The following is a 23,738-nucleotide window of genomic DNA, read 5'->3' on the forward strand; positions in this document are numbered from 1 at the left end:
GCCATTAAAAAAATACCATACCAATAGTTTTCTTTCCGGGGCTCGGGGAAGGAACCCGGAAAAGAAAACGCGCTGTTTAAGGTTTTATGATACCGGTTTGCAGCCACTGTTTTACAAAGCTGGAGGTTACATCATTTGTCCAGGATATGTTGCCGGGCGGCCCGGGCCGACAGTCCGAGCTGCTCCAGTACATCACCGGCTGTTTTAAATGCCAGGATGGCTATCAGAAGCACGGTTAGTGCGATGCAATACTTGTACATGATTGCTTTTTTTATTTCCGGGTTCCCGGATGCGCCGTAATCTGTAGGCGGCTTACAACATCCCCGTTTACTTTTTATAAAAATTGAATGTTCCCGTAATGGTTCCCGGTATGTAAGCGGGAGGGGCACCACTGGCCGGATCCCGGGTTTCGGTGAATGTGCCGGTGATCGCCCCGGTATTCCGGTCGTATACGCCCTCCAGCTGATGCGTATAGGGCGGGTACCGGAACCGGATGGTAATGTTATTGCCCTGTATGGAATAGGTGCCGGGCAGGCGGGGTACATATTCCCAGCCCTGTTTTACCCACTCGAGCCGGCCATTGCCATAAAAATTTACCGACAGTACCGAATCTACCCAGGCTGCCCCGGGGGTATACCACACCCGGGCGCCGCGCCAGGTGATGGTGGTGATGTATTGCTTTAGCGGCGGATACCTTGCCGCCTTTGTAATGGCCAAAGCGGGTTGCCGGTTTGTTGCCTGAAGGGAAAGATCTGCCGTGCTGTATTCCTTTGTTTTAGCACAGGAGAACAGCAGTATACTGTAAATGAATGTAAATAGGAATCCTGTTTTCATAATCATTGATTGATGGTGGGGGGTATTTAATGTTATTGGGGCTTTTCTTCGCATAGTTCCCATTTCCGGATGGTAATATCGGAACTGGCTGTGGCACCTGAAATGGGCAGCGTTCTGGCGGCCGCAAAGGAACTAAAGCCATACCGGATATTTAACAGGAACCGCTTTTCTACCAGTTCTTCACTGCTCAGGGTTCTGGTTGCCGTATAATTTACATACCAGATTACCGGGGCTACCACTTTTACAAAATGATCCCAGCCCCACCAATGCGACCCATAGGCTGTTTCGCTTACAGACAGCCATCCTCCGGATATAGCCATTGCTCCCCCCATCCATTCAAATTCTTTTTTGATACGTATCAGGTTATCGTCGTTTGGAAAGGTGCCCGGTATGGTAACGTTTGTTGCCGCATCATCCCTTGCAGAAGATCCTCCGCCCGGAGGAAAGCTGCTGGCAGTGGCGAACAAAAAACGACCCTGGTCTAACATGGCAGTAGCTGTTGCTGCTAATGCCTTGTCGGTTTTCGGAACATCAAAAATGGTGACTTGTGCATCCACACATGTTAATGAGGGTGCCGTGGGAAACGGTTCGGGATCCGGTTTCCGTGTATGGCCCTTCATCGTAAATACCAGGAATTCGGGTGCAAATTCAATAGATGCTCTAAGGCTGTCCGGCAGCGCCTTAAGAATTTTTACTTTGTATTCCTTTTCATCGATCGCTGCCTTTTTCCAGGCGTCCCGGATAAAGGGGTAATATTTTTCTTTGATCAGGTCCAGTGTTTTTGACCCATCTTCAATGGATTTAAGATCTTTTATTTTTTGAATGTCTTCGAGATAGGCCCTGTAGGTGCCGGTTTCGTCTTTGTTTAAAATGGCCAGTAAAGCTTCCTGGGCGGGCTTTACAATTTCAGCTACCCGGTTTTCAAAGTCTGTTGGAAAAGGATAGGCTTTGTCTGGAAATGCACCGGTACTATCTTTTTCCGATGTCTTTAACCTATAGATGGAGCCGGCTTGCTGCGTTGTTTTTAACGGCTCTGTGCTTACATCATAAGACTTGGTGCAGTTGTGCAAAAGTGGAAGCACCAGGAGCAAAATGGGGGCGATACGTTTCATAATGCATGTTTTTGATTTTATTTGATGCTGTAAAACTATAGAGTGCAACAGCGGCCTGTTATCCTGTAAAAAGGGGATTTTTACCGGCAGGATTGAAATCTCCCTGAAATAGGGGATGCCCGTGGCGGGGGCAATACCTTTTATTTGTAGGATGAAGACAACGGGATCTTTCTGTGCAAGAAAAAAAATACTGCCGCTTGTTGTTCTATCTCTGTTAATGAACTTACAGGTACCGGCGCAGATCAATAAAGACAGCCTGCGCAGGAATATCAGCATTGCTCAAACCGACAGTCTTCGTATTGTGGCCATGTATGAATATATGAAGGCAACCCTGAATGAGAATACGTCCGATTTTGAACCCTACCTGAAAGAAATGATCCGCTTAAGCAAAAAGACCGCTTTCAAATGGGGATTGAGTACCGCCTACATTTTATCGTTATCCTATTATAAAAATATCGGGAATTATGAAACCGCATTGCGGTATGGAGATACTGCCGCAGCGCTTTTGGGTGGCGATACTGCCTCTAACCTGGTATTAAATAAGAGGCATTTGCACAATAACAGGGGAAACCTGTATTACAGCATCGGGGACTTCCGTAAAGCGCTTGATGATTACTTTCAGGCGGAGCGGATTTTAAAGAACCAACACTTCAAAACCATTGCGAGTGTTTATTCTTCTATTGCCAATTGCTTTACGGAGCTGAGTAACGATCAAAAAGCTATGGAGTTTTCCGACAGGGCGGTGGCATCGGCGCGGCAATTTGATGATCCGCGTTTGCTGGCCACCTGTTTGATGAATAAGGCTACCATGCTGATGAATATCGATCGCTATGCCGCTGCCGACTCTATTTTGGCGGTCGTTTGGCCCGTTGTACGGCAACTGCAGAACAGCAAAAGCCTGTTTGCTTATTATTTGAATAAAGGGGATGTAGCGGCCTATTATCAAAAGGATTCTTTGATGGCATTGAAGTACTATAAACAGTCGTATACATATGCCCGCGAAAACCAGGATGTGGTGCAGATCGCAAAAGCACTGGTGGCCCTGGCACAGCTTAAAACAGATCTGAAACAGGCGGGTGCACTTGCCTGCATCGACTCGCTATACCGGCTTGCCGGCGGAAATGGTATGAGAAGCTTCAAGGCCGATGCACTGGAATTATATAGCGAGTGGTATGCCCGGAGTGGTGATTATAAAAAGGCATATATCTACAACCGGCAGCAGCAAGCGCTTTCTGATAGCTTGAACTCGGAAGAAAGCCGGCAAAAGATTTCCATGCTGGAAGTGCGCTTCCGTATTGAAAACAAAGAGCAGGAAATTGTACAGTTGAAGGCACAGGATACAATTAACCGGCTCTCCATCCGTCAAAAAAGTACCCTTAATCATATCCTGATCGGTGGCGCACTGGGGTTGCTTGCCATCCTGGTATTGCTGTATCGCAACTACCGGCATCGCCGTAACGCCCAGCAGCAGCGGATCACGGAGCTGGAAACGGAACGGCAGCTTACCGCTACGGAGGCCGTATTAAAAGGTGAAGAACAGGAACGCTCCCGGCTTGCCAAAGACCTGCATGATGGGTTGGGAGGGATGCTGAGTGGTATAAAACATGCATTTCAATCCATGCAAGGAAATTTAATCATGACGCCGGAGAACCAGCTGGCCTTTGAACGCAGTATGGATATGCTGGACAGCTCCATTAAGGAAATGCGCCGCGTGGCGCACAATATGATGCCGGAATCACTGGTAAAGTTTGGCCTGGATACGGCGCTGCGCGATTTTTGTAATAGCATCCGTCAGAGCGGTGCGCTGCACCTGGTATACCAGTCTATCGGGATGGAACAGGCCCCGGTGAAACAAACCACCGCAGTGACCGTTTACCGGATCGTGCAGGAGCTGATCCATAATGTACTGAAACATGCTGCCGCAGCCCATGCCGTTGTACAGGTGAGCTATGCAAATGGATTGTTTTCGGTTACGGTGGAAGATGACGGAAGGGGAGCAGATCCGGCAAAACTCCTGCACAGTGGGGGCATCGGCTGGCAGAATATTCAAAACCGGGTAGATTTCCTGAAGGGAACACTGGACGTACAAACGCAGGAGGGTAAGGGAATGTCTGTATTTATCGAAATCCCGGCGGGAAATCCTTAAGCAACGGCCTGAATTATTTTTTTATGATATATACCGTATTTATCGTAGACGATCATCATATGGTGATTGAGGGCATCCGGTCGCTTCTGGGAGCAGAAAAAGAGATCGAATGGGCGGGACATGCCACGACCGCTGCTTCCTGCCTGGCCTTTCTTCAGCGGCAATTGCCGGATGTGATCCTGATGGATATTAATTTGCCGGATGGAAATGGAATGGAGCTTTGCAAAGAAGTACGGAGGCTTTACCCCTCTGTATTTGTGATTGGCCTCAGTACTTTCAGTCAGCAGAGTTTTATTCAGAAAATGATGGAGAACGGGGCTTCGGGATATGTATTAAAAAATGCCACTAAGGAAGCACTGCTGGAAGCCATCCGGGATGTAGCAAAGGGAAAGGTTTACCTGAGTGAAGAGGCCTCCCAGGCTATGAGAAAAGACAATATCCCTGCGGTAGTGCTTACCCGGCGGGAGCAGGAAGTACTGGCACTGATTGCCGAAGGATTTACCAATAATGAAATGGCACAGCGCCTCTTTGTAAGCGTTGCCACCGTTGATACCCATCGCAAAAACCTGCTGACAAAGCTGGATGCCAAAAATACCGCAGCCCTGGTACGCAAGGCGGTGCAGCTGGCGTTGATATAGAATGGGTCCATGTTGGAGGTTTAAAGTTTCAGGTTAGGTGTGCCGAACGGCAACGCTTTACTTTTCCCCATTCAATTATTGGGGTGACAAGGAGACAAGGGAGACATAGAAACGGATGACAAAGCGTGCAACTGAAGGCTAAAGGCTGATCGCCTGTTCCAGGTTTGAGATTTGAAGTTTCCGGTTAGGTCCGTTTGATGCCCGATGCTGTATCACCGATCACAAGACAACAATGACTGAAAACTGATTACTGAAGGCTGATAACTGAAAACTGATAACTAAACGCTAAAAGCTGTACCTACCTTACATACTTCTTCAGATCGCGTTCCACATCACGCTTTTTAATACTCTCGCGTTTGTCGTATAATTTTTTTCCTTTGGCGAGGCCGATCTCTATTTTGAAGAGCTGGTTCTCGTTGCGGAAAATGCGCAGGGGAATAAGGGTGTAGCCTTTTTCTTTGAGCTTGGCCTGTATCTTCTTTATTTCCCGTTTTTGTAACAGGAGCTTACGGTCGCGGTCTGGATTGTGATTGTTTACAGTGCCATGCGAATAGGGAGCAATGTGCAGGCTTTTAAGCCAGATCTCGCCCTGGTGAATGATGCAGTAGCTGTCGTTAAAGCTGGCCTTGCCCGCGCGCAATGATTTTACCTCCGTGCCCAGCAGGGCCATGCCGGCGAGGTAGGTAGCATCGATGAAGTACTCAAAGTATGCTGAACGGTTCTTTATGGATATCTGGTTGGCCAACGGGGGCAAGTTTCAGGTTGAATGTTTCAAGTTTCAGGTTCCGGGTTTAAAAGCGGATGCGTTTAAACGTTACTGTAGCTGATGACCCTGGCTGCTTTATGCACTGGTGTACAAGTGTGCGACGCAAGGAAGCTGCCATTTGCAGGGACGCCGGGCCCATAAAATTAATTCCGGAAATGACGGAGAACGGTTGCCAGTTTATGCTTCAGGTCCTTCCGGTTTACAATAAAATCCAGAAACCCGTGCTCCAGCAGGAACTCGCTGCGCTGGAAGCCTTCCGGCAGGTCTTTTTTGATCGTTTCCTTGATAACGCGCGGACCCGCAAAACCGATGAGTGCACCGGGCTCCGCAATATTCAGATCGCCCAGCATTCCGAAAGAGGCGGTGATGCCTCCGAATGAAGGATCAGTTAAAAAGGAAATATAGGGGAGCTGCGCGTCTGTAAGCTGGGAAAGTTTGCCACTGGTTTTGGCCAGCTGCATCAGTGAAAAAGCACTTTCCATCATGCGGGCACCGCCGCTTTTACAGATGCACATAAACGGCAGGCGATGCTTGATGCAATGATCGATCGCCCGCGCAAATTTTTCTCCTGCCACACTGCCCAATGACCCCCCTATGAACGCAAAGTCCATAGCCGCCACCACGATGCCTTCGCCTTCCACTTTGCCAACCGCCACGCGCATCGAGTCGTCCATATCGGTATTGCTCCAAAAATCTTCCAGTCTTTTTTTATAAGGTTTCAGATCCGTGAAACCCAGGAAATCCCTTCCGCGGATATTATCAAACAACTCGGTATATTCTTTATCATCGAACAGGATATCGTAGTATTGTAAGCTGCTGATGCGGTGATGGTATCCGCATTTGGGGCAGACATACTGCTGCTCTTTTAACTCCGTTTGCGTGGAAATATAGTTACACTCCGGGCATTTTGTCCAAAGCCCTTCCTGTGTTTCCCGCTTTTCGGATGTTTTGGTAAGAATACCTTTTTTGATTCTTTTGAACCAACCTGCCTTCTCTTTATCCTGACCAGCCCCGCTCAGGTCGGCATCAAAATCTTCCATCTCTTTGGACATATTCAGTTTCCTTGTTTAATGTTTTGAGGAACAAATATAAGGATTGTTCATTTTTTACCAATTCAGACAGCTTCTGGCTCCGGAAAACCGCTTTTCCGGGTTCAGACGGCGATCCCCGTTTTTTTTGCCAGCCAGCTGTTCTTAATCGGCAGGATCCAGTCGTTTTCCAGCTCCGCTTTGTTCAATACCAGGTTGTTGAAATAGAGCGAGTCCGGCGTCAGGATCGCGTGCTGCAGCGCATATTTTACCTGCGACAGGGGTAGGATTTCAATCTTATCGTTTTTGACAAAGGCCAGGTTCTGGCGGTCGAAAAAGTCTACTTTAAAGGCTTCTCCCAGTTTTTTTATAAAACGAACGGAGCTGTCCGTACTGCAACCGCTTACTTTTATATGGGTTTCATCCGCGATCAGCACTACAAACCGGCCAAAGAACAAATGCCCTTCTGCCTGTACATCATCGCTGTGACTAACCCAGGCTTTGGTAAATTCCCGGATCTGGTCCTCTGCATCAAAGGCCTCGGAAAGGCTTAACAGCCGGGAAGATTGGTACACCCAAACCCGGGAGTAGGGGGAGAAATCGGGATTTAAAAGATGTTTATATGCTAAATTCATGATCAATTATCTGTTTCTTGTATAACAGTACCCGGATCGGTTTCGTTCAATTCGGCTACTTTTTTCAGCGTTTGCAGTATGGGGTTCTCTGCACCCTGGGGCGGCTCCTGTCTGGCGCCCGGGCGATCGTCGAGCTGCTGAATCTCCAGCTCTGTGCCGCCGTCTTTTTCTGTTAAAAGATAACGCATGATAAAATAATGCTCCGGCCGGTCTTCCAGATCCGGTCGCGGCGCAAATAAATTATAAATAATCTGCTGATAGGGCTGTACATCCAGTACGGTGCCCCATTGTTCAAATACCTGGTCCTGCCATTTTGAGGTAAAACGGATGGAACTGCCGGTCTTCCAGTCGGTTTTGAGCTCGCTTCCGTATTGCCATTGTTTTACCAGCTCCGGCAGGGTAAGGGCATCCCAAACCTTTTGGGGAGGGGCATCGATGGTGATTTTTGAAATATTTGTGATCATATTGGTTTCAGATAAGGGGTTATTCCAGCTCACCTGCAATGATTTCCGCAATATCCAGGACCTGTACCGTATCTTCTTTTTCAGCGTTTTTTACACCATCGGTCATCATCGTATTGCAGAACGGGCAGGCAGATGCGATGACGGAGGCCCCGGTTTCAATGGCTTCCTTACTGCGGTCGAGGTTGACGCGTGTGGTGCCTTTTTCTTCTTCTTTAAACATTTGCGCGCCACCGGCTCCGCAGCACAGGCCTTTGCTGCGGCAACGTTTCATTTCCACCAGTTCGGCATCCAGCAGTTCCAGTACTTTCCGGGGTGCCTCATAAATATCATTGGCGCGGCCCAGGTAGCAGCTATCGTGATACGTAATCTTTTTGCCTTTAAACGAACCGCCTTCTTTTAACCTGATCCGTCCTTCTTCGATCAGCTGCTGCAGGAAGGTGGTATGGTGAATTACCTCGTAATTGCCGCCCAGTGCAGGATATTCGTTTTTTAGAGTGTTGAAACAATGCGGACAAGCTGTAACGATCTTTTTTATATCATATCCGTTTAGTATCTGGATATTCTGGTAGGCCATCATCTGGAACATAAATTCATTGCCGGCACGTCTTACCGGATCTCCGGTGCACATCTCTTCCTTTCCCAATATGGCGTATTTGATGCCCGTTTTGTCCAGCATGGCTGTAAAAGCGCGGGTAATGCGCTGGGCCCGCTGATCAAAACTTCCGGCGCAACCCACCCAAAATAATACTTCCGGGGTTTCGCCCTTTGCAAACAATTCCGCTACAGTAGCTATACTCATTTCTTTTTATCAATTCTGTTGCACACGAAGGTACGGAGGAATAATTTGAAATTTGAATCCCGATGACTATCGGGAGTGGAAATGTGAGAATGGGCAAATTGGGGAATGTGAAAATGTGAAAATGTGGAAATGTGAAAATGTGGAAATGTGAGAATTTGAAAATAATCAAAACTGAAAACTGAAGACTGAAAACTGATGGCTGACGGCTGATCGCTAAAAGCGGTTCCTGGTTTCAGGTTAGCTTTTGGGGGACATGCAGGCTGGGGAGACTTTGGGATTTTTCAAGTATACAAAACGATTCTTAGTCCAAGAGTGATTTCCTGTTTAACACGCTCTGAGAGCGGACAAGTCTGTGATCCCGTACGGAATCGGCTGAAAACTGAAAACTGATTGCTGTCGGCTGATCGCTAAAAGCGGTTCCTGGTTTCAGGTTAGCTTTTGGGGGACATGTAGACTGGGGAGACGTTGGGATTTTTCAAGTATACAGAACGATTCATGTGCCAGGGGGTGATTCCCTGTTTAACACGCTCTGAGAGCGAACAAGTCTGTGATCCCGTACGGAATCGGCTGATAACTGAAAACTGAAAACTGATGGCTGACGGCTGATCGCTAAAAGCGGTTCCTGGTTTCAGGTTAGCTTTTTGGGGGACATGCAGACTGGGGAGACTATGGAATTTTTCCGGCATACAAACGATTCTTAGTCCACGGGTGATTTCCTGTTTAACACGCTCTGAGAATTGACAAATCTGTGATCCCGTACGGAACCGGCTGAAAACTGAAGACTGAAAACTGATTGCTGATCACTGATGGCTGACAGCTGATCGCTTAAAGATACCCGGATCTTCATTTCCACATCTTCAAATTTTCAAATTATAATATATTTCTCCCTGGTTATTTTAAATTCCCGGAGGGGGGACCAGATACCCTTATATTTGTGCATATTTTATTAATGAGCGTAAGGAATTTTTTTAAAAGGATCGTTAACTGGGAATTGTGGAATTTTAATGTGCTGTATGCGCCGATTAGCCCGGTTTGGCTTTGGTACTGTTTACGCAGCCGGTCCTTTTGGTTTTTTACACCCAGCAATCCTACCATTGCTTTTGGCGGTTTTGAAGGAGAAGGGAAAAAAGAAATGTACGAGCAGCTTCCGGCCGAAGTCATTCCGCTTACGATCTATATCCGGAACGGTATTCCTTTTGAGAAAGTGCTGGCCCAGCTGAAGGCGTCGGGTTTAACATTCCCGTTTGTTGTAAAGCCCGATGTGGGCATGAAGGGGATCCTGTTCCGGGTGATTGAGAACGAACAGCAGTTGAAAAAATACCACGACCGGATGCCGGTAGAATATATTGCGCAGGAAAAAGTGGATTACCCGGTTGAGGTGAGCGTATTTTATTATCGTTATCCCTGGGAGAAAGAGGGGGTGGTTTCCGGGTTTATTCATAAAGAATTATTGCAGGTGCAGGGTGACGGAAAACATACGCTTGAGCAACTGATTCAACAGCATCCCCGGGCACGGTACCGGCTGCAGGAGATGGAGCACCGGCATCACCACCGGTACGACCGGGTATTGCCGGACCAGGAAGTGTTTTATTTGTCGTACGCGGGTAACCACAATCGCGGGGCAAGGTTTACCAACCTGGATGCAGAGATCGATGACCGGTTGCGGAGCGTATTTGACCGGCTCAGCCATTATAACGAAAGCTTTTTTTACGGCCGCTATGATATCAAAACGACCTCTGTTGAAGATCTAAAGGCCGGAAAGAATTTTATCGTGCTGGAGTTTAACGGGGCGGGAGCGGAGCCCAATCATATTTATGATTGCAATATGTCACTGGGTAAGGCCTATAAAGAGATCCTCCGGCACTGGAAGGCCCTATATACTATTAGCCGGTATAATTACAAACACGGGGTACCGTACTGGTCATTTCGCCAGGGGAAAGCATTTCTCCGTGCTTCCAGGAAACATTTTAAGGTATTGGAACAATTCGATTAGCTGCCCCGCTGGGAGCCGGTGTTCTGTTGTTTGCTTACAAAGCCGGAGCTTTTGGGCTTTTGAATGAATTTGGAATTCGCAGAAGCTGCAGCGCCGCCCTTTTTATCTTTACCTTTTTTATCCTTCTGGTTCTTCTGATTCAATAGTGACATGGATGTATCGTTTTACGTAAAGGTAATGGCAATCCGGCAAATTGCCAACTGGGATGCGTGTACCTTACGCACCATGCGGTTGGTTTTTTTACCGCAAAGATCGCCAGGAACCCGCAATGCTTGCAAGGGGGTAAAAAACGAATGTCATTACGCACTTAGCGTATTCCTGGGGATCCCATTTTTTTGAGGTATTTGTTAGTTCACCAGCGGGTACCGGTACAACTGGAAATCTGTACCGGGCTGCTGTTGCTGAAACCCGATGCGTTTATATAGTTTTTGCGCGGTAAATTATCGCTTGCTGTTTCCAGTTGCAGGAAACGGGCGCCGGCAGCAGTGGCAAATTCCATCGCCCTGCGGATCAGCGCTTCGCCAAACCCGGATTTCCGGTAGGCGGCTTCTACAAACAGATCGTTCAGGATCCAGTTTCTTATGGTTCTTACGGAGGAGTAGGTGGGGTAAAGCTGGGTAAACCCGGCAGGATGCAGCAACCCGTTCTGATTTGTAAAGGCCACGAAGATAACGGACTCGTTGTTTTGCAGCCTTGCTTCAATAAAGGCCTGTGCCCGGGGAATATCGGATGCCTGTTTGTAAAATACCCGGTACTGATCAAAGAGGGGTACTACCAGGAACGCTTCATGGAACCGGATTTGCCGGATTTCCGGGGATGGCGTTGTTGTTGCTGCTGGGTTCATAGGCTCAAATGTAACAAATTCCGGGAGGGAGTGATTGCCCGGGGGAATTGCCCCGCAGATTTTCGCAGACGCAATGTAAAAATAATGGATGCAAATCAGTGGTAAAGATCAGCTGAATCATCAGGAGCGTCTCCCGCAGATGGCGCGAATCAGGAGCTGATAGGGCCCTCACCGATTTCACAGAAGCACATAGGATGGATGAACTGTATACGATGCACGTTCAAAGCATCTGTGTAAATCGGTGTAATCAATGAGCCATAAAAAGCGAAGGAAATCAAATCAGCGAAGATCAGTGAAAGAAATCAGCGGAATCAGCGGGAACCCTTCCCTGCGATAAAGCGTAAAAGAATCCGCGGAAACCTTACCGCTCAACACTAATCGGCAAACAGCTCTTTTTTCTCGGAGGTATGCACACTAAAATACCCCAGTGCCCCCCCGGTAATATTGGATATAGGGTTGCCGGGGTTAGCGCTGTTGCCCTGTCCCAGGGCTCCGGCTTTTAACTGATTGAAATAATCGAAGGTTTCCTTGCTGATGCATTGCATTTCAACAATCACACGATCATATTTATTGATAAAGGTAGGAGCATTGCTGTCTGTAAAGACATCCAGCAGTTCCAGTGTCATCTTATTTCCATTAAACAGACGGTCGTCCTCAATAAAAATGGTGGTGCTTTCAAAACCGTCTACCGACAAAATAAACCGGTAATAATTCCCGCTGGCCGGCGGATCGGTAAATATGACTGTTGGGATCCGCATGGTTCTTCCCAGGATGGTTCTTTGTGTAATAAAAAGGGAGTCGAAGGACACTTTGGCCGGCATTTTCGAAACTGCGTTAAAGGTTGTGCCCCCAACCTGCGCCCTTAAAGTATACTGGTACCCGGCAGCCGTAAGAATATGCCCGCTGTACCGGCCATTACCCATTGCATTCAGGGTTACAGGTGTGCTGCCATTCCGGGTGATGGAAACCGTGGCGCCATCAGTTCCGGAATATATATTCGGATCATCTACAGCCAGGGTTTGGGAAATATATACGATGGCAGAATCTTTCTGATTGGAAAGGGTTGCCTGTATAACGGCTTTCGGTGCCACACCGGCTTTATATTTCGGATAAATTACTTTCCTGCAGGAGCAACAGGCCATCAGGAGCAACAGGGATACATAAAAAGCTTTGTGGTAGGATATCATAAACCGGTAAACACGCTCCACCATCGGTCAAATCCGGTGTCGCTGATTTTTTTTTGGGTAAAAATAATTCTTTTTCTTTTTTTAAATTATTTATGTATCTTGCACCCGGTGTTTTTCATAGGTTAGCAACGGCCAGCTCTTTTTAGGGCAGGCCTTTTTTCTTTTTATACGGGTTTTGATTTTATCATAGTGGGCTTTTAAGGGAACATGGATGACTTGTGGGATATTGGACGATACTTAACCTTAGTGCTTTCGTGGCCAACGACTGACCCGCCGCGTCTTTGCACCTTTGCGCCGTTGCGAGAATTAAGAACCACAAAGACCGAAAGACGCTAAGAAACACAAAGAAAAAATAACCTTAGTGTCTCTTCGAGCCTTAGTGCCTTAGTGGCTGCCGCCTGCCCCGCCAGCCTTTGGGGCATAAAAACTAAAACAATCTTAACTGGTTGCCACGCTGCGCTGCACCGGCTTCTTCACCAGATGCGTCAAAGTTTGAAAGCCCCACACCCAGCAGTCGCACCTTCCTGTCGGAAAGATCGGCTTTATCCAGGATCAGGCGAACGGTATCGAGCAACCGCACGCGGTCATTGAACGACGTAATAAGCGAATGACTGCGCGTGCTGATGGTAAAATCGTGAAACTTAAATTTAACGGTTACCGTGCGGCCTTTTAGCCGGGCGCGCAACAGGCGCTCCTCCAGTTTTTCTGTAAGCGTTTCCAATTCGCGGAGCATAGCTTCCTTTGTTGTGAGGTCTTCCTGGTAGGTGTCTTCCACGCTGATGGACTTTGTTTCCCGGTCTGGTTCCACCGGCCGCTCGTCGATGCCACGCACGATCTGGTAATAAAATTTTCCTGTTTTGCCAAAATGCCGGATGAGGTCGGCTTCTGGCATTTTCTTAAGATCAGCCCCGGTATGCAACCCCATTTGCTTCATCCTGGCGGCGGTTACCCTGCCCACTCCGTGAAACTTTTCAACCGGTAGCTGTTCCATAAATGCGGTTACTTTCGATGGACCGATAAATGTAAGTCCGTCTGGTTTTTGCATACCGGAAGCAATCTTAGCCACAAATTTATTTACCGATACGCCTGCAGATGCCGTTAGGCTCAGTTCCTCTTTTATAGCCTGTTTAATGGCCTGCGCAATATCCATCGCATACCCGATGCCCAGCTTGTCTTCGGTTACATCGAGGTAGGCTTCGTCCAGCGAAAGCGGCTCTATAAGATCTGTATACCGGTGAAAGATGGCGTGGATCTGGCGGGATACGGCTTTATATGCATCAAATCTTGGAAAAACAAAGAGGGCGGTGGGACAAAGCCGCTGCGCTGTTTTGGAAGACATGGCCGAATGAATACCATATTTCCGGGCTTCATAGCTGGCCGTGGCCACCACGCCGCCGCGCCCTTCCGGTGAGCCGCCCACTACAAGGGGCTTGCCGCGGTATTCGGGAAAATCGCGTTGCTCCACCGAAGCATAGAAGGCGTCCATATCGATATGAATGATCTTGCGTTGCAGGCTGATGTTTTGGCCGCAAGGTAAGCATAACCTGTGGAGGGCTTAGTTTTTTTAGAAAAAGGAAGACGAATGAGCGATTCTTATAGCCGCAGATGCACAGATTTTGTTTTTAACGGAAATGGTCAATAACAAGCAGTTGCCAGTTTGATAAAAAAGGCCCGGCAGGAAGCAGCAGCGGCAATAAAAAGGCTGATGGTTGCTAAGGTGGTCGTTAGCCGCAGATGCGCAGATTTTGTTTTTAATGCCGGAAATGGTCAATTAAGAAGCAGTTGCCAGTTTGATAAAGAGGGCAAGCAAGAAGATTAGCGGCAATAAAAATGTTGATGGTTGCTAACGTGGTCGTTAGCCGCAGATGCGCAGATTTTATTCCTTAAGGAGCGGCCTTTAAATGCCCGTTTATCCATCCTTATTTTGGTTGATCATTTGCGGCAGGAGGCGGGCTTTGCTGAAGATGTTGTTGTATAAAGTCCTCCAGTTCTTTTCCATGAAGGTTGATGGCTGCTATTTTGCCTTGCGCATTCACCAGTACATTAAACGGTAATTCTTCTATGTTGTAATCTGTTGCCACCGGACTTTTCCAGAATTTGAGGTCACTCACCTGCGTCCAGCTGATTTTAAGACGAGCCACCGTCTTTTCCCAGGTCTGCTTGTTTTTGTCCAGCGAAACGCCCAGGATCTCAAATTTTTCTGCTTTTACAAAAGGCGCAAATTTTTCGTACAAGGCCTTTAATTGCGGCTGCTCTTTTACACAGGGGGCGCACCAGCTGGCCCAGAAATCGATCAGGATCAGCCGTCCCCGCATCTCACTGAGGGCGAAAGCCGTACCGTTAAGCCGGGGCATATGGATCTCCGGTGCAGCCTGTCCTGTCTTTAATGCATTGCTTTGCGCAACGCTGCTCCCGGCAACCAGGCAAACCAGGAAGAGGTTCAGCATCCGGTACATCATTCTTCATTTACGGGGTAATGCTTATCCAGCCAGTCTGCTTTAATATTTTTAGGGATGTTGAGCAGCCTTGCTTTTTTAAAACCCATACCGGTTAATGTTTTAAACGCCGGTCGGATATTGGGGCAGCGGTCAAACGGGCAACAACCGCAATAGAGCACCACTTCCCTGGATCTGGGAATTTTTTTCAGGTAGTGTTTTAATTGCTGTAAATGTTCCGGTTCATGCGCCGGGCCCATGTTCACAGAACCCTTGATAACGGCATCGGGGCCTACTGATAAAATCAAAAGATTTCCGTCCTGCTTTTTGTCGATCCGGTCAGCAAGTGTTTGCGTGGCCATCAGCTGTGCTTCATTCCAGGGCTCTTTTGTGTTTTGCGCACCCGCTGCGCCTTTTAACAACAGGAATACGCAGCATAAGAAAATTGCCTGCTTCATATTATATCTTTTAGCGAAGATAGGGATTTGGATATTCAGTCAATAGGTGTTGAACAGGGGGCAGGGCGCCGGAAGCGATGATAACCCGGGGCCAATAGGCAGGTGATCGCAGTTGCTTAGCAGGTTGTTTTATTAATGCTGCTGCATATTTTTTATGATATTCATGCTTATAGCGATTTGGAAAACAGGTGAGGATAAGCCGGTTTTAAATGCTATCTGTTTCCGGAACGGCATATATGAAACAGGCGGTTGTTTTTAACCGGCCGGAGCCCTTCTAAAAAATATTCTTTGTGTTGCGGATTGGGGCAGCCATCTTTTATTTTTAGATCATGTAGAATATTTTCCACAGGTATATACTTTCGCATGGCGAAAATTGCATGGAAACGCCGGGTAGACAGGGTTTCAAAAAGTTTTTTAAAAGGGAATGTAAAAGTGGATGACGGTATCGCTGAAGTTTCTTAAATTAGTCGCAATTCATATAGGATGGTAAATTTACGACGAATGCTTATGTAACGGACGCCCGTTGTGCAGGATACTTACCGGTATGCTGATGGAGAAAGAACCAATGCGCATCCTGCATCGCCGCAACGGAATGATGGAATGTTTTTTGCCGGCTTGTAACGGTAGCGAAAAAGGGCTGTTGGTTTTGAGACCTTTGATTCGTATCGGTGCTGGCAGTTCCCGTTATTTAAGGATACAAAGAGTATTAGTAATATGTATATCCGGAGTTCAGGTTTAATAGCGGAAGAGAAGCAGGCCCTGCTGGCGGCTATTGTATCCTCATCCCAGGACGCGATCGTTAGCAAAACACTGGAAGGAATCATTACAAGTTGGAATCCTGCAGCCGAACGGCTTTTTGGCTACAAGGAAAAAGAGGTGCTGGGTAAGCATATTTCGCTGATTATACCCAAAGACCGGGTACATGAAGAAGACTATATTCTGCAGAAGATAGGCAGGGGCCAGCGAATAGAACATTTTGAAACGGTACGTATGGCCAAAGACGGAGCACTGATTCCCATTTCACTTACGATTTCGCCGGTATTTAATGACCGGCAGGAAATTATTGGCGCATCTAAAATTGCACGCGATATTTCAGAAGACATCGCCGCCAAGCAGGAGAAAGAGCGGCTTTACCAGGAAGTTGAAATGCTGAGCCGGAAAAAAGATGAATTTATTGCGTTGGCAGCACATGAACTAAAAACGCCGATCACTTCCCTGCGGGGCTTCCTGGAGGTGCTGCAAATACAGGCTACTCCGGATAGCATTCATTTTGGATTACTGGAACGAAGTATGCGGCAGGTCAACAAATTAACAACGCTGCTGAATGATCTGTTGGATGTATCCCGTCTTCGGCTTGGAAAATTGCTGCTGCGTTGCGAAGATTTTGATATAGTGGCAATGGCACATGAAGTACTGGCCGGCTTTGCCCATTTTTCTAAGCACACATTCGTTTTTAAAAATGAAAACCCCATCGTTGTTTATGCTGACCGGATCCGGCTGGAGCAGGTGCTGATCAACCTGCTTAATAATGCCGTTAAATATGCCCCTTCCGGAGGAAAGGTGACCCTGGAAATAGAGGAAACGGATGGCTGGGTGCAGATATCGGTTGCCGATGAAGGGGTAGGCATTGATGCCGCGCATCTACCCGAAATTTTTACCCAGTTTTACCGGGCAGTTGAACCCAATTCCAATATTTCCGGGCTGGGCATCGGTTTATATATCAGTAAAGAGATCATTGTACGGCATGGCGGAACCATCCGGGCAGAAAGCCGGAAGGGCCACGGATCGGTTTTTATATGTTCCATTCCAAAGCAGCATCCATAACCCATGTATCCTATTTTAATTGACTAGTGTGAAAAATGTTTTAATTATAGAAGATGATGAGGACATTCGCTACCTGATAGAGTATGTGCTTAAGAAGGCGCAGTATGAAGTGCGGATCGGCGCTTCTGCAAGCGATCTGAATACGGAACTGCAGGCAAAGCAACCGGATATTATTATACTGGACATTATGCTTCCGGATGGCAATGGGGTGGAATTGTGCCGGTCGCTGAAAGCAAATCATTTAACCCGTCATATACCTGTGATCATGATGTCGGCGCATCAGTTTAACAATATGGAAGATGCCTGCGCCGATGATTTTATCAGTAAACCATTCAGCATTAAACAGATCATTGCATCCGTGGAGCGGGTCTCCTGACCGGTACTGCCTGGATATAATAATAGCTAACCTTTTTACTTTTGCGCCTCCATTTCCTGCACCGTTTTTTTACCGGTTTCAACAGTAACTTCCTTTGTGGTAACCGCATAATCATTAGGATGGATATCGGCACCGTATTCCACGGCATAGGCCTTTGTGAATTCTGCCCCCAGGTACAGGATGATGGAAGAGTAATATACCCATACGAGCAAGACCACCAGCGAACCGGCGGCACCATAAGTGCTGCCCACTTTTGTTTGTGAAATATATAACGAAATCCCAAACTTGCCCAGCATAAATAAAAGGGCGGTAACCAATGCTCCGGCCATTACATCGCGCCAGCGGATCCGGGCATCGGGAAGCACCTTAAAGATCACTGCAAAAATAACAGCGCTGACCGTTAGGGTAAGCACCAGGTTGATCACATAGAAAACCACCACGGTAACATCCGGGTACCGGGCACGGAGCCCGTTACTGATGCCCTCGATGATGCCGGATATCGTAAGCGAAACCAGTAACAGGAACCCCAGGCTGATGATAACCGAAAAGGAAAGAAACCGGTTCTGCAATAGCTTTATCCAGCCTTTCCGGGGCTTGGGCTTCAGCCCCCATACCGTATTGATTGAATCCTGGATTTCGCCAAAAACAGTGGTTGCCCCAATTAAAAGCGTTATACCGCCAATAATGGCCGCGATCTTGCTTTTGCCGGTAAGGGAGGCATGCCTGATAATTTCCTGGAGCTGACTGGCGGTATCCTGTCCTACAAAACCGCGTAAAACGGAAAATACTTCGCCTTCCACCGCTTCTCTTCCTAAAAAGAGACCGCAAAGGGAAATGATCATGACCAGCAGGGGGGCCATCGAAAACACGGTATAATACGCCAGCGAACCGCTTAGTTTGGTGATCTTATGTTCGGAAAAACCATTAAAGGTGGCTTTCAGCACCTTCCATATTCCTTTAAGGGTGATCGGTTTTCCTGTACGGGCTGCTGCTGATAATTCCGTCATAGTGGTTTCCGGTTATAATGAATGATCGGTACCTGGTATGCCTGTTTAATGTGTACAAAGGGCATTAATTATAATAAATAAACATGCCAAACCCATATTTTTAATACAGATGGTAAAGGGTTATAAAGCAGGAGGGCGGGCTGCACCTCCTGGAATGAAAACGAAGGCCGTATTCCACCAGGGAGTATGCAGGATTTTCAAAATACCTGTATGTAAGGATGATAAAGCCTTATCACCTGCGCTGGAAAACAGAGATGGAAGGAACTTATAATAGTTCCAATGTCTTCATTAATTCCCTTGCCGCGGCGGCTCCGGCGCGGTTGGCGCCAATGGTGGATGCAGACGGACCATAGCCCACCAGGTGAATGCGGGGTTCTTTGGCTACCATGGTTGCCAGCCTTCCGGTCATCAGGATGCCACCGTTTGCTTCCCGTGGTAAAACGGGCTTTAGATGTTCCAGGGCACTTTTAAAACCGGTATTCCAGAGAATGACATCTGCTTTTTCTTCATGGCCATCGCTCCATTTTACGCCATCCCGGGTGATCTCATTAAACATGGGGAACCGTTTTAAAACCCCTCTTTTTTTCATGTCGATCACTTCGGGTGAAACAGGCAGGCCGGTAACTGAAACTACAGACAGCGGCGGCAGCCCTTTCCGCACCCGCTCTTCTACCAGGGCAACGGCATTGTGACCGGCCACATCATCAAAAGGACCTTCTCTGAATTCGGGTGGGCGGCGGGTAACCCAGGTTGTGGTGGTTACCTTCGAAATCTGATCCAGCAACTGGATGGCGGAAATGCCGGCACCCACTACAATCACATGTTTGCCTTTGAAATAACCGGCCGTTTTAAAATCTTTGGTATGCAATTGTTCCCCCTGGAAAAGATCCCCGCCCGGGTATTCGGGGATATAAGGATTTTCCCAGGTACCCGTTGCATTGATAATGCCGGAGGCAGAGAACAGGGTTTTGGAACTGTCGATATAAAACCGTCCCTCATGGTTGTAAACCGTTTCAACTTTTAGCGGACGGTATACCCGGATGCCCATTTTCTTTTCATACAAATCATAGTAACGGGGTACGGCCGCATTGGCCCTCACCTCCGTTTCATGGGTGTTAACCGTTGCCTCGAACGACATGCCGGGCAGATCGTGGATGCGGTTAACCGTGCTCAGTGTAAGCGAAGGCCACCGGTATTGCCAGGCACCACCGGGGCCGGGGGCTTCGTCAAGAATGATAAAATCCCGGCCAATATGCAATCCCTGTTTCTTTAAATGATAAGCAGCGGATAGTCCTGCCTGCCCGGCGCCAATAACGGCGATCCTGGTTTTATATCGGATTTTATGCACCATGCTACTGCTCCGTTTACCGCCATCCCAGTCCGGGCGCTACATGCTCCAATATGGAAGAAAGCACGTGGATGTTATAATCTACTCCCAGGGTATTGGGAATGGTTAATAAGACCGTATCGGCTTCCTGAATGGCTTCATCCTCGGCCAGCTCTTTAATGAGCTGATCCGGCTCTGCGGCATAACTCCGGCCAAAAATGGCACGCTTGTCTGCTTCCAGGATGCCCACCTTATCGGTCCGGTCGGCCTCATGACCAAAGTAATACCGGTCCTGGTCGTTGACCAATGCAAACACAGAACGGCTTACCGAAACCCTGGGCTGATGTGTATGGCCGGCTTCCTTCCAGGCCTGTTTAAACAACCGGATCTGTTCGGCCTGCTGTATATGAAAGGGCTTGCCGCTTTCATCAAATTTAAGGGTGGAGCTCTGCAGGTTCATACCCACTTTTCCGGCCCAAACCGCTGTAGCGTCCGATGCAGATCCCCACCAGATACGGTTGCGCAGCCCGGGGGAAAACGGTTCCAAACGTAAAAGCCCGGGAGGATTGGGAAACATCGGGTTGGGATTGGGTTGGGCAAATCCCACACCTTTCAGTTGCTCAAAAAATTCCAGTCCTTTTTTACGGCCCATATCGGCATCGGTATCCCCGGCAGCCGGTTCGTAACCAAAATGGCGCCAGCCGTCGATGACCTGTTCGGGCGAGCCGCGGCTGATGCCCAGTTGCAGACGTCCGCCGGATATTAAATCAGCAGCACCGGCATCTTCCACCATATACAGCGGGTTTTCGTACCGCATATCAATGACCCCGGTACCGATTTCTATTTTGCTGGTTTTGGCCCCAATGGCGGCCAATAAAGGAAACGGGGATGCCAGCTGTTTGGCAAAATGATGTACCCGGAAATAGGCACCATCTATACCGATCGCTTCTGCCGCTACCGCCAGGTCAATTGACTGCAGCAAGGTGTCGCTCGCCGTTTTGGTGCTGTAGGCCGGATGATTGGCCCAATGTCCAAATGATAAAAAACCTATCTTTTTCATCTGTTTTATTTGTTTCCCGGTGCGCCGGGCGATGGATCATCGCTCCTCCGGAGATTTGGTATATACGATTCAAATTTAATAAATAACAAACATCTGCCGCGATTGTTGTAAACAGGGGACACCCGGAAATCAATGCCACGCTCTTTGGCATCCGGAACGAAGCTTTTGCCGGATGTCTCTTTAACCCTGAAGCGGTTTGATCTAAGCGGAAGATGCCGGCCATGCTTTTGGTAAGCGGATCCCCTGGCGTAAACGGCCCGCAGCATTGTCGCAAGTTTATGCCACTCCGGAGTTGGAAGCAGTTTAGCTTTGTATGATAAATCAAACAGCGATGCGTAAAATAATTGTAACAACATTTCTGACAATGGACGGGGTGCTGCAGGCACCGGGTGGGGCTGCAGAAGATCCTGCCAATGGATTTCAATGGGGTGGCTGGCAATTCGGATATCCGGATGAGCAAACGGACAGGGAACTGGCAAAACTGATGAACAAGCCGTTTGACCTGCTGCTGGGGCGCCGTACCTATGAAATATTTTCGGCGTACTGGCCTTATCAAAACGATGCCATCGCCGGAACGTTTAACCAGGTCAACAAATATGTAGTGGCCACAACGCCGGTTAACACTTCCTGGAATCATTCGGTATTGATCAGCAAAAACGTGGTAAACGAATTAAAGCAATTAAAAGAACAGGATGGACCGGATCTGCTGGTGTTTGGCAGTAGTGTGCTGGTACAAACCTTGTTTGCACACCGGCTGGTAGATGAACTGCATACCTGGATATACCCGATCACACTGGGAAAAGGGAAGCGATTGTTTGGGGAAGGTACACTTGCCCAGGAGTGGAAAATGACCGCATCGGCAGTAGCACCGGCCGGTATCATTATTGCCAGCTATGTACCGGCGGGCGAAGTGAAGCTGGGCCATTTTGAAGCAGCCACCATCAGTGAAGCTGAAATGGAACGAAGAAGGAAATGGGCGGAAGAGGAAGGTCGGAACAATACGGTTTAAGAAGCATTACAGATCATTCGCAGCGCAGACCGCTGTTTTGAAACAGGTAATGCTGATTGCGATTGCAGCAAACCGTAACACAGCTGCCATATGCGTTACACCAATTTTTAACTTTATAGCCATTCGATACCGATGGCTGTATTTTTATCATTGTTTTTTGCAGGATTGCTGTCCGGCGCTATGAATGGCGGATGTTTAATCTCAAAAACCTATGAAAAACGGGATTAAAATCCGGCCGGGTGTGTGCACTGAAAAAATAGGGAAATAATCATCTGGAAACTAGGTCATTGAAGAAGGGCGTCCTGTTTTTATTTTTTAAAATAAATAATTGCAGCAGCGGGCAGCCCGGTTTTGGCATGCAATATGACATAACAATTGGGATATGTACCGCAATTATTTATCAAAAAAACAGAAACTATGAAACGCAAATTAATTATTGGAGCCCTGGCCCTTTTTGGAATGACCGGTTTTGCTCATGCCCAGGGTTTTGCCGATGCAAAGTTTGGAGTGAAAGCAGGGTGGAACAACACGAACATTACAAATGGCCGGGAAGGCAATTTAGACGACAGTAAAAGCTTAAATAGCTTTAATGCAGGGGTGATCGGAGCCATTCCGCTGGGATCTACCTTTGAAATCAGAACCGGCCTGGATCTTACATCTAAAGGAACAGAATCCTCAACCGCGTTAACGAATGGTGTAAAAACCACTTATAAAGTAAACCCGCTGTACCTGGAATTGCCGGTAAATGTGGCCATCATGTTGCCGTTTAATGATAAGGTGAAAGCCTATATAGGAGCAGGGCCCTATGCGGCTGTGGGCCTGGGTGGTAAGCTGAAGACCACCGTGGAAACAGGAAGCACTACGACAACATCATCTCAAAATATTAAATGGGGAAATGATAATCCGCTGGATGGTAGTGACCGGAATGGAACAGTAGGTTCCGGACAATTTAAACGGTTTGATTTTGGTGCAAATATTATCGGCGGGTTGGATTTTGGCAGAGTAGGGGTGCACGCGCAATACGGCATCGGCCTTACCAATACGGCTCCCGGGGGAAGCAATGATAATAATGCCAATAAAAGTAATCAGCATCGTGCCATTGGTGTAAGCGGGGTGTTCTACTTCTAAGTCATTCAATCCGTCTTGAACAGATAAGAGATCACAGCTAATGAAGGTTGGCTGTGATCTTTTTTATTTAACGGGCTGCAGATGGCTATGGCGCCGGTATTGGCCACCAAGACACGAAGGCACGAAGATGCACTAAGGTTAGGTACCGCTCGATGGCTCACAAGTCATCCCGATCCCCTGGTGTAAGCGGGGTGTTCTACTTCTAAGTCATTCAATCCGTCTTGAACAGATAAGGGATCACAGCTAATGAAGGTTGGCTGTGATCTTTTTTATTTAAGGGGCTGCAGGTGGCTATGGCGCGGGTATTAGCCACCAAGACACCAAGGCGCGAAGATGCACTAAGGCTATTTGCTCTTTGTGTTTCTTTGTGCCTTTCGGTCTTTGTGGTTCTTCTGTGCCTCAGTAGCCCGGTAACTTTATGGTTTATAATGGCCGGCCCTGTTTAATCAAACTTCATTTTATCGATGAAGGCATTGATGTTTTCTTTCGTTTCGCCGGTTTTCTTTTGTATTTTTCCCAGCAATTCATCTTCTCTGCCTTCTTCGTAAAGCAGATCATCATCCGTGAGGTCGGCCCATCGTTGTTTCAGGTTGCCTTTAATAATGTTCCAGTGTCCTTTGATCTTGTCGTTTACGGGGTTCATAATGTTAAAATTTTAATGTTTAAAA

General features: G+C 47.7%; 25 protein-coding genes. 7 read left to right on the plus strand and 18 right to left on the minus strand.

The genetic code is table 11. The features are described from left to right. Positions 1 to 131: 131 nt before the first annotated feature. The 3 genes from Q1V85_RS22545 to Q1V85_RS22555 form a co-directional block, all read right to left on the minus strand. Positions 132 to 260, minus strand: a complete 129-nt coding sequence (locus Q1V85_RS22545; protein ID WP_300603585.1) for a hypothetical protein — start codon at positions 258 to 260, stop codon at positions 132 to 134. A gap of 67 nt (positions 261 to 327) precedes the next feature. Continuing rightward, the gene (locus Q1V85_RS22550; RefSeq protein WP_300603587.1) at positions 328 to 834 is read right to left on the minus strand and encodes a hypothetical protein; all 507 of its coding nucleotides are present in this window, start codon (positions 832 to 834) and stop codon (positions 328 to 330) included. A gap of 32 nt (positions 835 to 866) precedes the next feature. Then, positions 867 to 1,946 carry a hypothetical protein gene (locus tag Q1V85_RS22555; protein ID WP_300603590.1) on the minus strand — a complete coding sequence of 360 codons (1,080 nt, stop codon included), beginning with the start codon at positions 1,944 to 1,946 and terminating at the stop codon, positions 867 to 869. Between the two features lie 217 nt (positions 1,947 to 2,163). Here Q1V85_RS22555 and Q1V85_RS22560 point away from each other — a divergent pair, with 217 nt between their 5' ends. Both Q1V85_RS22560 and Q1V85_RS22565 read left to right on the plus strand, forming a co-directional pair. Next, a complete protein-coding gene (locus tag Q1V85_RS22560; RefSeq protein ID WP_300603591.1) occupies positions 2,164 to 4,092 on the plus strand; it encodes an ATP-binding protein in 1,929 nt (642 codons plus the stop codon). Positions 4,093 to 4,115: 23 nt separating this feature from the next. Then, complete coding sequence (locus Q1V85_RS22565; RefSeq protein ID WP_300603594.1) at positions 4,116 to 4,730, plus strand: response regulator transcription factor; 615 nt, start codon at positions 4,116 to 4,118, stop codon at positions 4,728 to 4,730. A 298-nt stretch (positions 4,731 to 5,028) separates the two neighbouring features. Here Q1V85_RS22565 and smpB read toward each other — a convergent pair whose 3' ends face one another. The 5 genes from smpB to Q1V85_RS22590 form a co-directional block, all read right to left on the minus strand. Beyond that, a complete protein-coding gene (smpB, locus tag Q1V85_RS22570) occupies positions 5,029 to 5,475 on the minus strand; it encodes an SsrA-binding protein SmpB (RefSeq protein WP_300603597.1) in 447 nt (148 codons plus the stop codon). A gap of 164 nt (positions 5,476 to 5,639) precedes the next feature. Further along, positions 5,640 to 6,548 (minus strand): acetyl-CoA carboxylase, carboxyltransferase subunit beta, encoded by a 909-nt coding sequence (gene accD / locus Q1V85_RS22575; RefSeq protein ID WP_300603599.1) that lies wholly within the window; start codon positions 6,546 to 6,548, stop codon positions 5,640 to 5,642. 101 nt (positions 6,549 to 6,649) lie between these two features. Next, positions 6,650 to 7,159 (minus strand): hypothetical protein, encoded by a 510-nt coding sequence (locus Q1V85_RS22580; protein WP_300603602.1) that lies wholly within the window; start codon positions 7,157 to 7,159, stop codon positions 6,650 to 6,652. Positions 7,160 to 7,161: 2 nt separating this feature from the next. Next, entirely contained in the window at positions 7,162 to 7,623 is a 462-nt protein-coding gene (locus tag Q1V85_RS22585; protein ID WP_300603604.1) for an SRPBCC family protein, read from the minus strand. Positions 7,624 to 7,642: 19 nt separating this feature from the next. Further along, positions 7,643 to 8,422 carry a (Fe-S)-binding protein gene (locus Q1V85_RS22590; RefSeq protein WP_300603607.1) on the minus strand — a complete coding sequence of 260 codons (780 nt, stop codon included), beginning with the start codon at positions 8,420 to 8,422 and terminating at the stop codon, positions 7,643 to 7,645. Between the two features lie 949 nt (positions 8,423 to 9,371). On the opposite strand from Q1V85_RS22590, the gene Q1V85_RS22595 reads away from it, so the two are divergent. Continuing rightward, positions 9,372 to 10,415 carry a hypothetical protein gene (locus Q1V85_RS22595; RefSeq protein ID WP_300603610.1) on the plus strand — a complete coding sequence of 348 codons (1,044 nt, stop codon included), beginning with the start codon at positions 9,372 to 9,374 and terminating at the stop codon, positions 10,413 to 10,415. Here the strand turns inward: Q1V85_RS22595 and Q1V85_RS22600 are convergent. The 6 genes from Q1V85_RS22600 to Q1V85_RS22625 form a co-directional block, all read right to left on the minus strand. Then, a complete protein-coding gene (locus Q1V85_RS22600; RefSeq protein WP_300603612.1) occupies positions 10,412 to 10,567 on the minus strand; it encodes a hypothetical protein in 156 nt (51 codons plus the stop codon). The two genes, Q1V85_RS22595 and Q1V85_RS22600, sit on opposite strands and share 4 nt — an antisense overlap. 200 nt (positions 10,568 to 10,767) lie before the next feature. After that, the gene (locus Q1V85_RS22605) at positions 10,768 to 11,259 is read right to left on the minus strand and encodes a GNAT family N-acetyltransferase (RefSeq protein WP_300603615.1); all 492 of its coding nucleotides are present in this window, start codon (positions 11,257 to 11,259) and stop codon (positions 10,768 to 10,770) included. 374 nt (positions 11,260 to 11,633) lie between these two features. Next, a complete protein-coding gene (locus tag Q1V85_RS22610) occupies positions 11,634 to 12,446 on the minus strand; it encodes a DUF4249 domain-containing protein (RefSeq protein ID WP_300603618.1) in 813 nt (270 codons plus the stop codon). A gap of 427 nt (positions 12,447 to 12,873) precedes the next feature. Further along, positions 12,874 to 13,965, minus strand: coding sequence for a DNA polymerase IV (dinB, locus tag Q1V85_RS22615; protein ID WP_366914025.1), 1,092 nt, complete (start codon positions 13,963 to 13,965; stop codon positions 12,874 to 12,876). A 400-nt stretch (positions 13,966 to 14,365) separates the two neighbouring features. Then, positions 14,366 to 14,905: a TlpA disulfide reductase family protein gene (locus Q1V85_RS22620; protein ID WP_300603621.1), complete on the minus strand. Its 540-nt coding sequence runs from the start codon at positions 14,903 to 14,905 to the stop codon at positions 14,366 to 14,368. Then, complete coding sequence (locus tag Q1V85_RS22625) at positions 14,902 to 15,339, minus strand: rhodanese-like domain-containing protein (RefSeq protein ID WP_300603625.1); 438 nt, start codon at positions 15,337 to 15,339, stop codon at positions 14,902 to 14,904. Before Q1V85_RS22625 ends, Q1V85_RS22620 begins: the two co-directional genes overlap by 4 nt. Positions 15,340 to 16,053: 714 nt before the next feature. Between Q1V85_RS22625 and Q1V85_RS22630 the strand changes: the two genes are divergently transcribed. After that, positions 16,054 to 17,163 carry an ATP-binding protein gene (locus tag Q1V85_RS22630; RefSeq protein WP_300603628.1) on the plus strand — a complete coding sequence of 370 codons (1,110 nt, stop codon included), beginning with the start codon at positions 16,054 to 16,056 and terminating at the stop codon, positions 17,161 to 17,163. 28 nt (positions 17,164 to 17,191) lie between these two features. After that, positions 17,192 to 17,539 carry a response regulator gene (locus Q1V85_RS22635; protein WP_300603630.1) on the plus strand — a complete coding sequence of 116 codons (348 nt, stop codon included), beginning with the start codon at positions 17,192 to 17,194 and terminating at the stop codon, positions 17,537 to 17,539. 35 nt (positions 17,540 to 17,574) lie between these two features. Here Q1V85_RS22635 and Q1V85_RS22640 read toward each other — a convergent pair whose 3' ends face one another. The 3 genes from Q1V85_RS22640 to Q1V85_RS22650 all read right to left on the minus strand — a co-directional run bounded on the left by Q1V85_RS22640 (position 17,575) and on the right by Q1V85_RS22650 (position 20,933). Next, positions 17,575 to 18,546, minus strand: coding sequence for a YihY/virulence factor BrkB family protein (locus Q1V85_RS22640; protein WP_300603632.1), 972 nt, complete (start codon positions 18,544 to 18,546; stop codon positions 17,575 to 17,577). A 265-nt stretch (positions 18,547 to 18,811) separates the two neighbouring features. Beyond that, positions 18,812 to 19,897, minus strand: coding sequence for an NAD(P)-binding domain-containing protein (locus tag Q1V85_RS22645; protein WP_300603635.1), 1,086 nt, complete (start codon positions 19,895 to 19,897; stop codon positions 18,812 to 18,814). 13 nt (positions 19,898 to 19,910) lie between these two features. Continuing rightward, a complete protein-coding gene (locus Q1V85_RS22650) occupies positions 19,911 to 20,933 on the minus strand; it encodes an LLM class flavin-dependent oxidoreductase (protein ID WP_300603638.1) in 1,023 nt (340 codons plus the stop codon). 331 nt (positions 20,934 to 21,264) lie between these two features. Between Q1V85_RS22650 and Q1V85_RS22655 the strand changes: the two genes are divergently transcribed. Next, positions 21,265 to 21,942, plus strand: coding sequence for a dihydrofolate reductase family protein (locus Q1V85_RS22655; RefSeq protein WP_300603641.1), 678 nt, complete (start codon positions 21,265 to 21,267; stop codon positions 21,940 to 21,942). Between the two features lie 417 nt (positions 21,943 to 22,359). Then, positions 22,360 to 23,070 carry a porin family protein gene (locus Q1V85_RS22660; RefSeq protein WP_300603644.1) on the plus strand — a complete coding sequence of 237 codons (711 nt, stop codon included), beginning with the start codon at positions 22,360 to 22,362 and terminating at the stop codon, positions 23,068 to 23,070. 442 nt (positions 23,071 to 23,512) lie between these two features. Here Q1V85_RS22660 and Q1V85_RS22665 read toward each other — a convergent pair whose 3' ends face one another. Next, positions 23,513 to 23,713, minus strand: a complete 201-nt coding sequence (locus tag Q1V85_RS22665; RefSeq protein WP_300603646.1) for a CsbD family protein — start codon at positions 23,711 to 23,713, stop codon at positions 23,513 to 23,515. Between the last annotated feature and the right edge of the window lie 25 nt (positions 23,714 to 23,738).

The sequence above is a fragment of the Niabella sp. genome, assembly GCF_030150205.1.
In the GTDB taxonomy this organism is placed as follows: Bacteria; Bacteroidota; Bacteroidia; order Chitinophagales; family Chitinophagaceae; genus Niabella.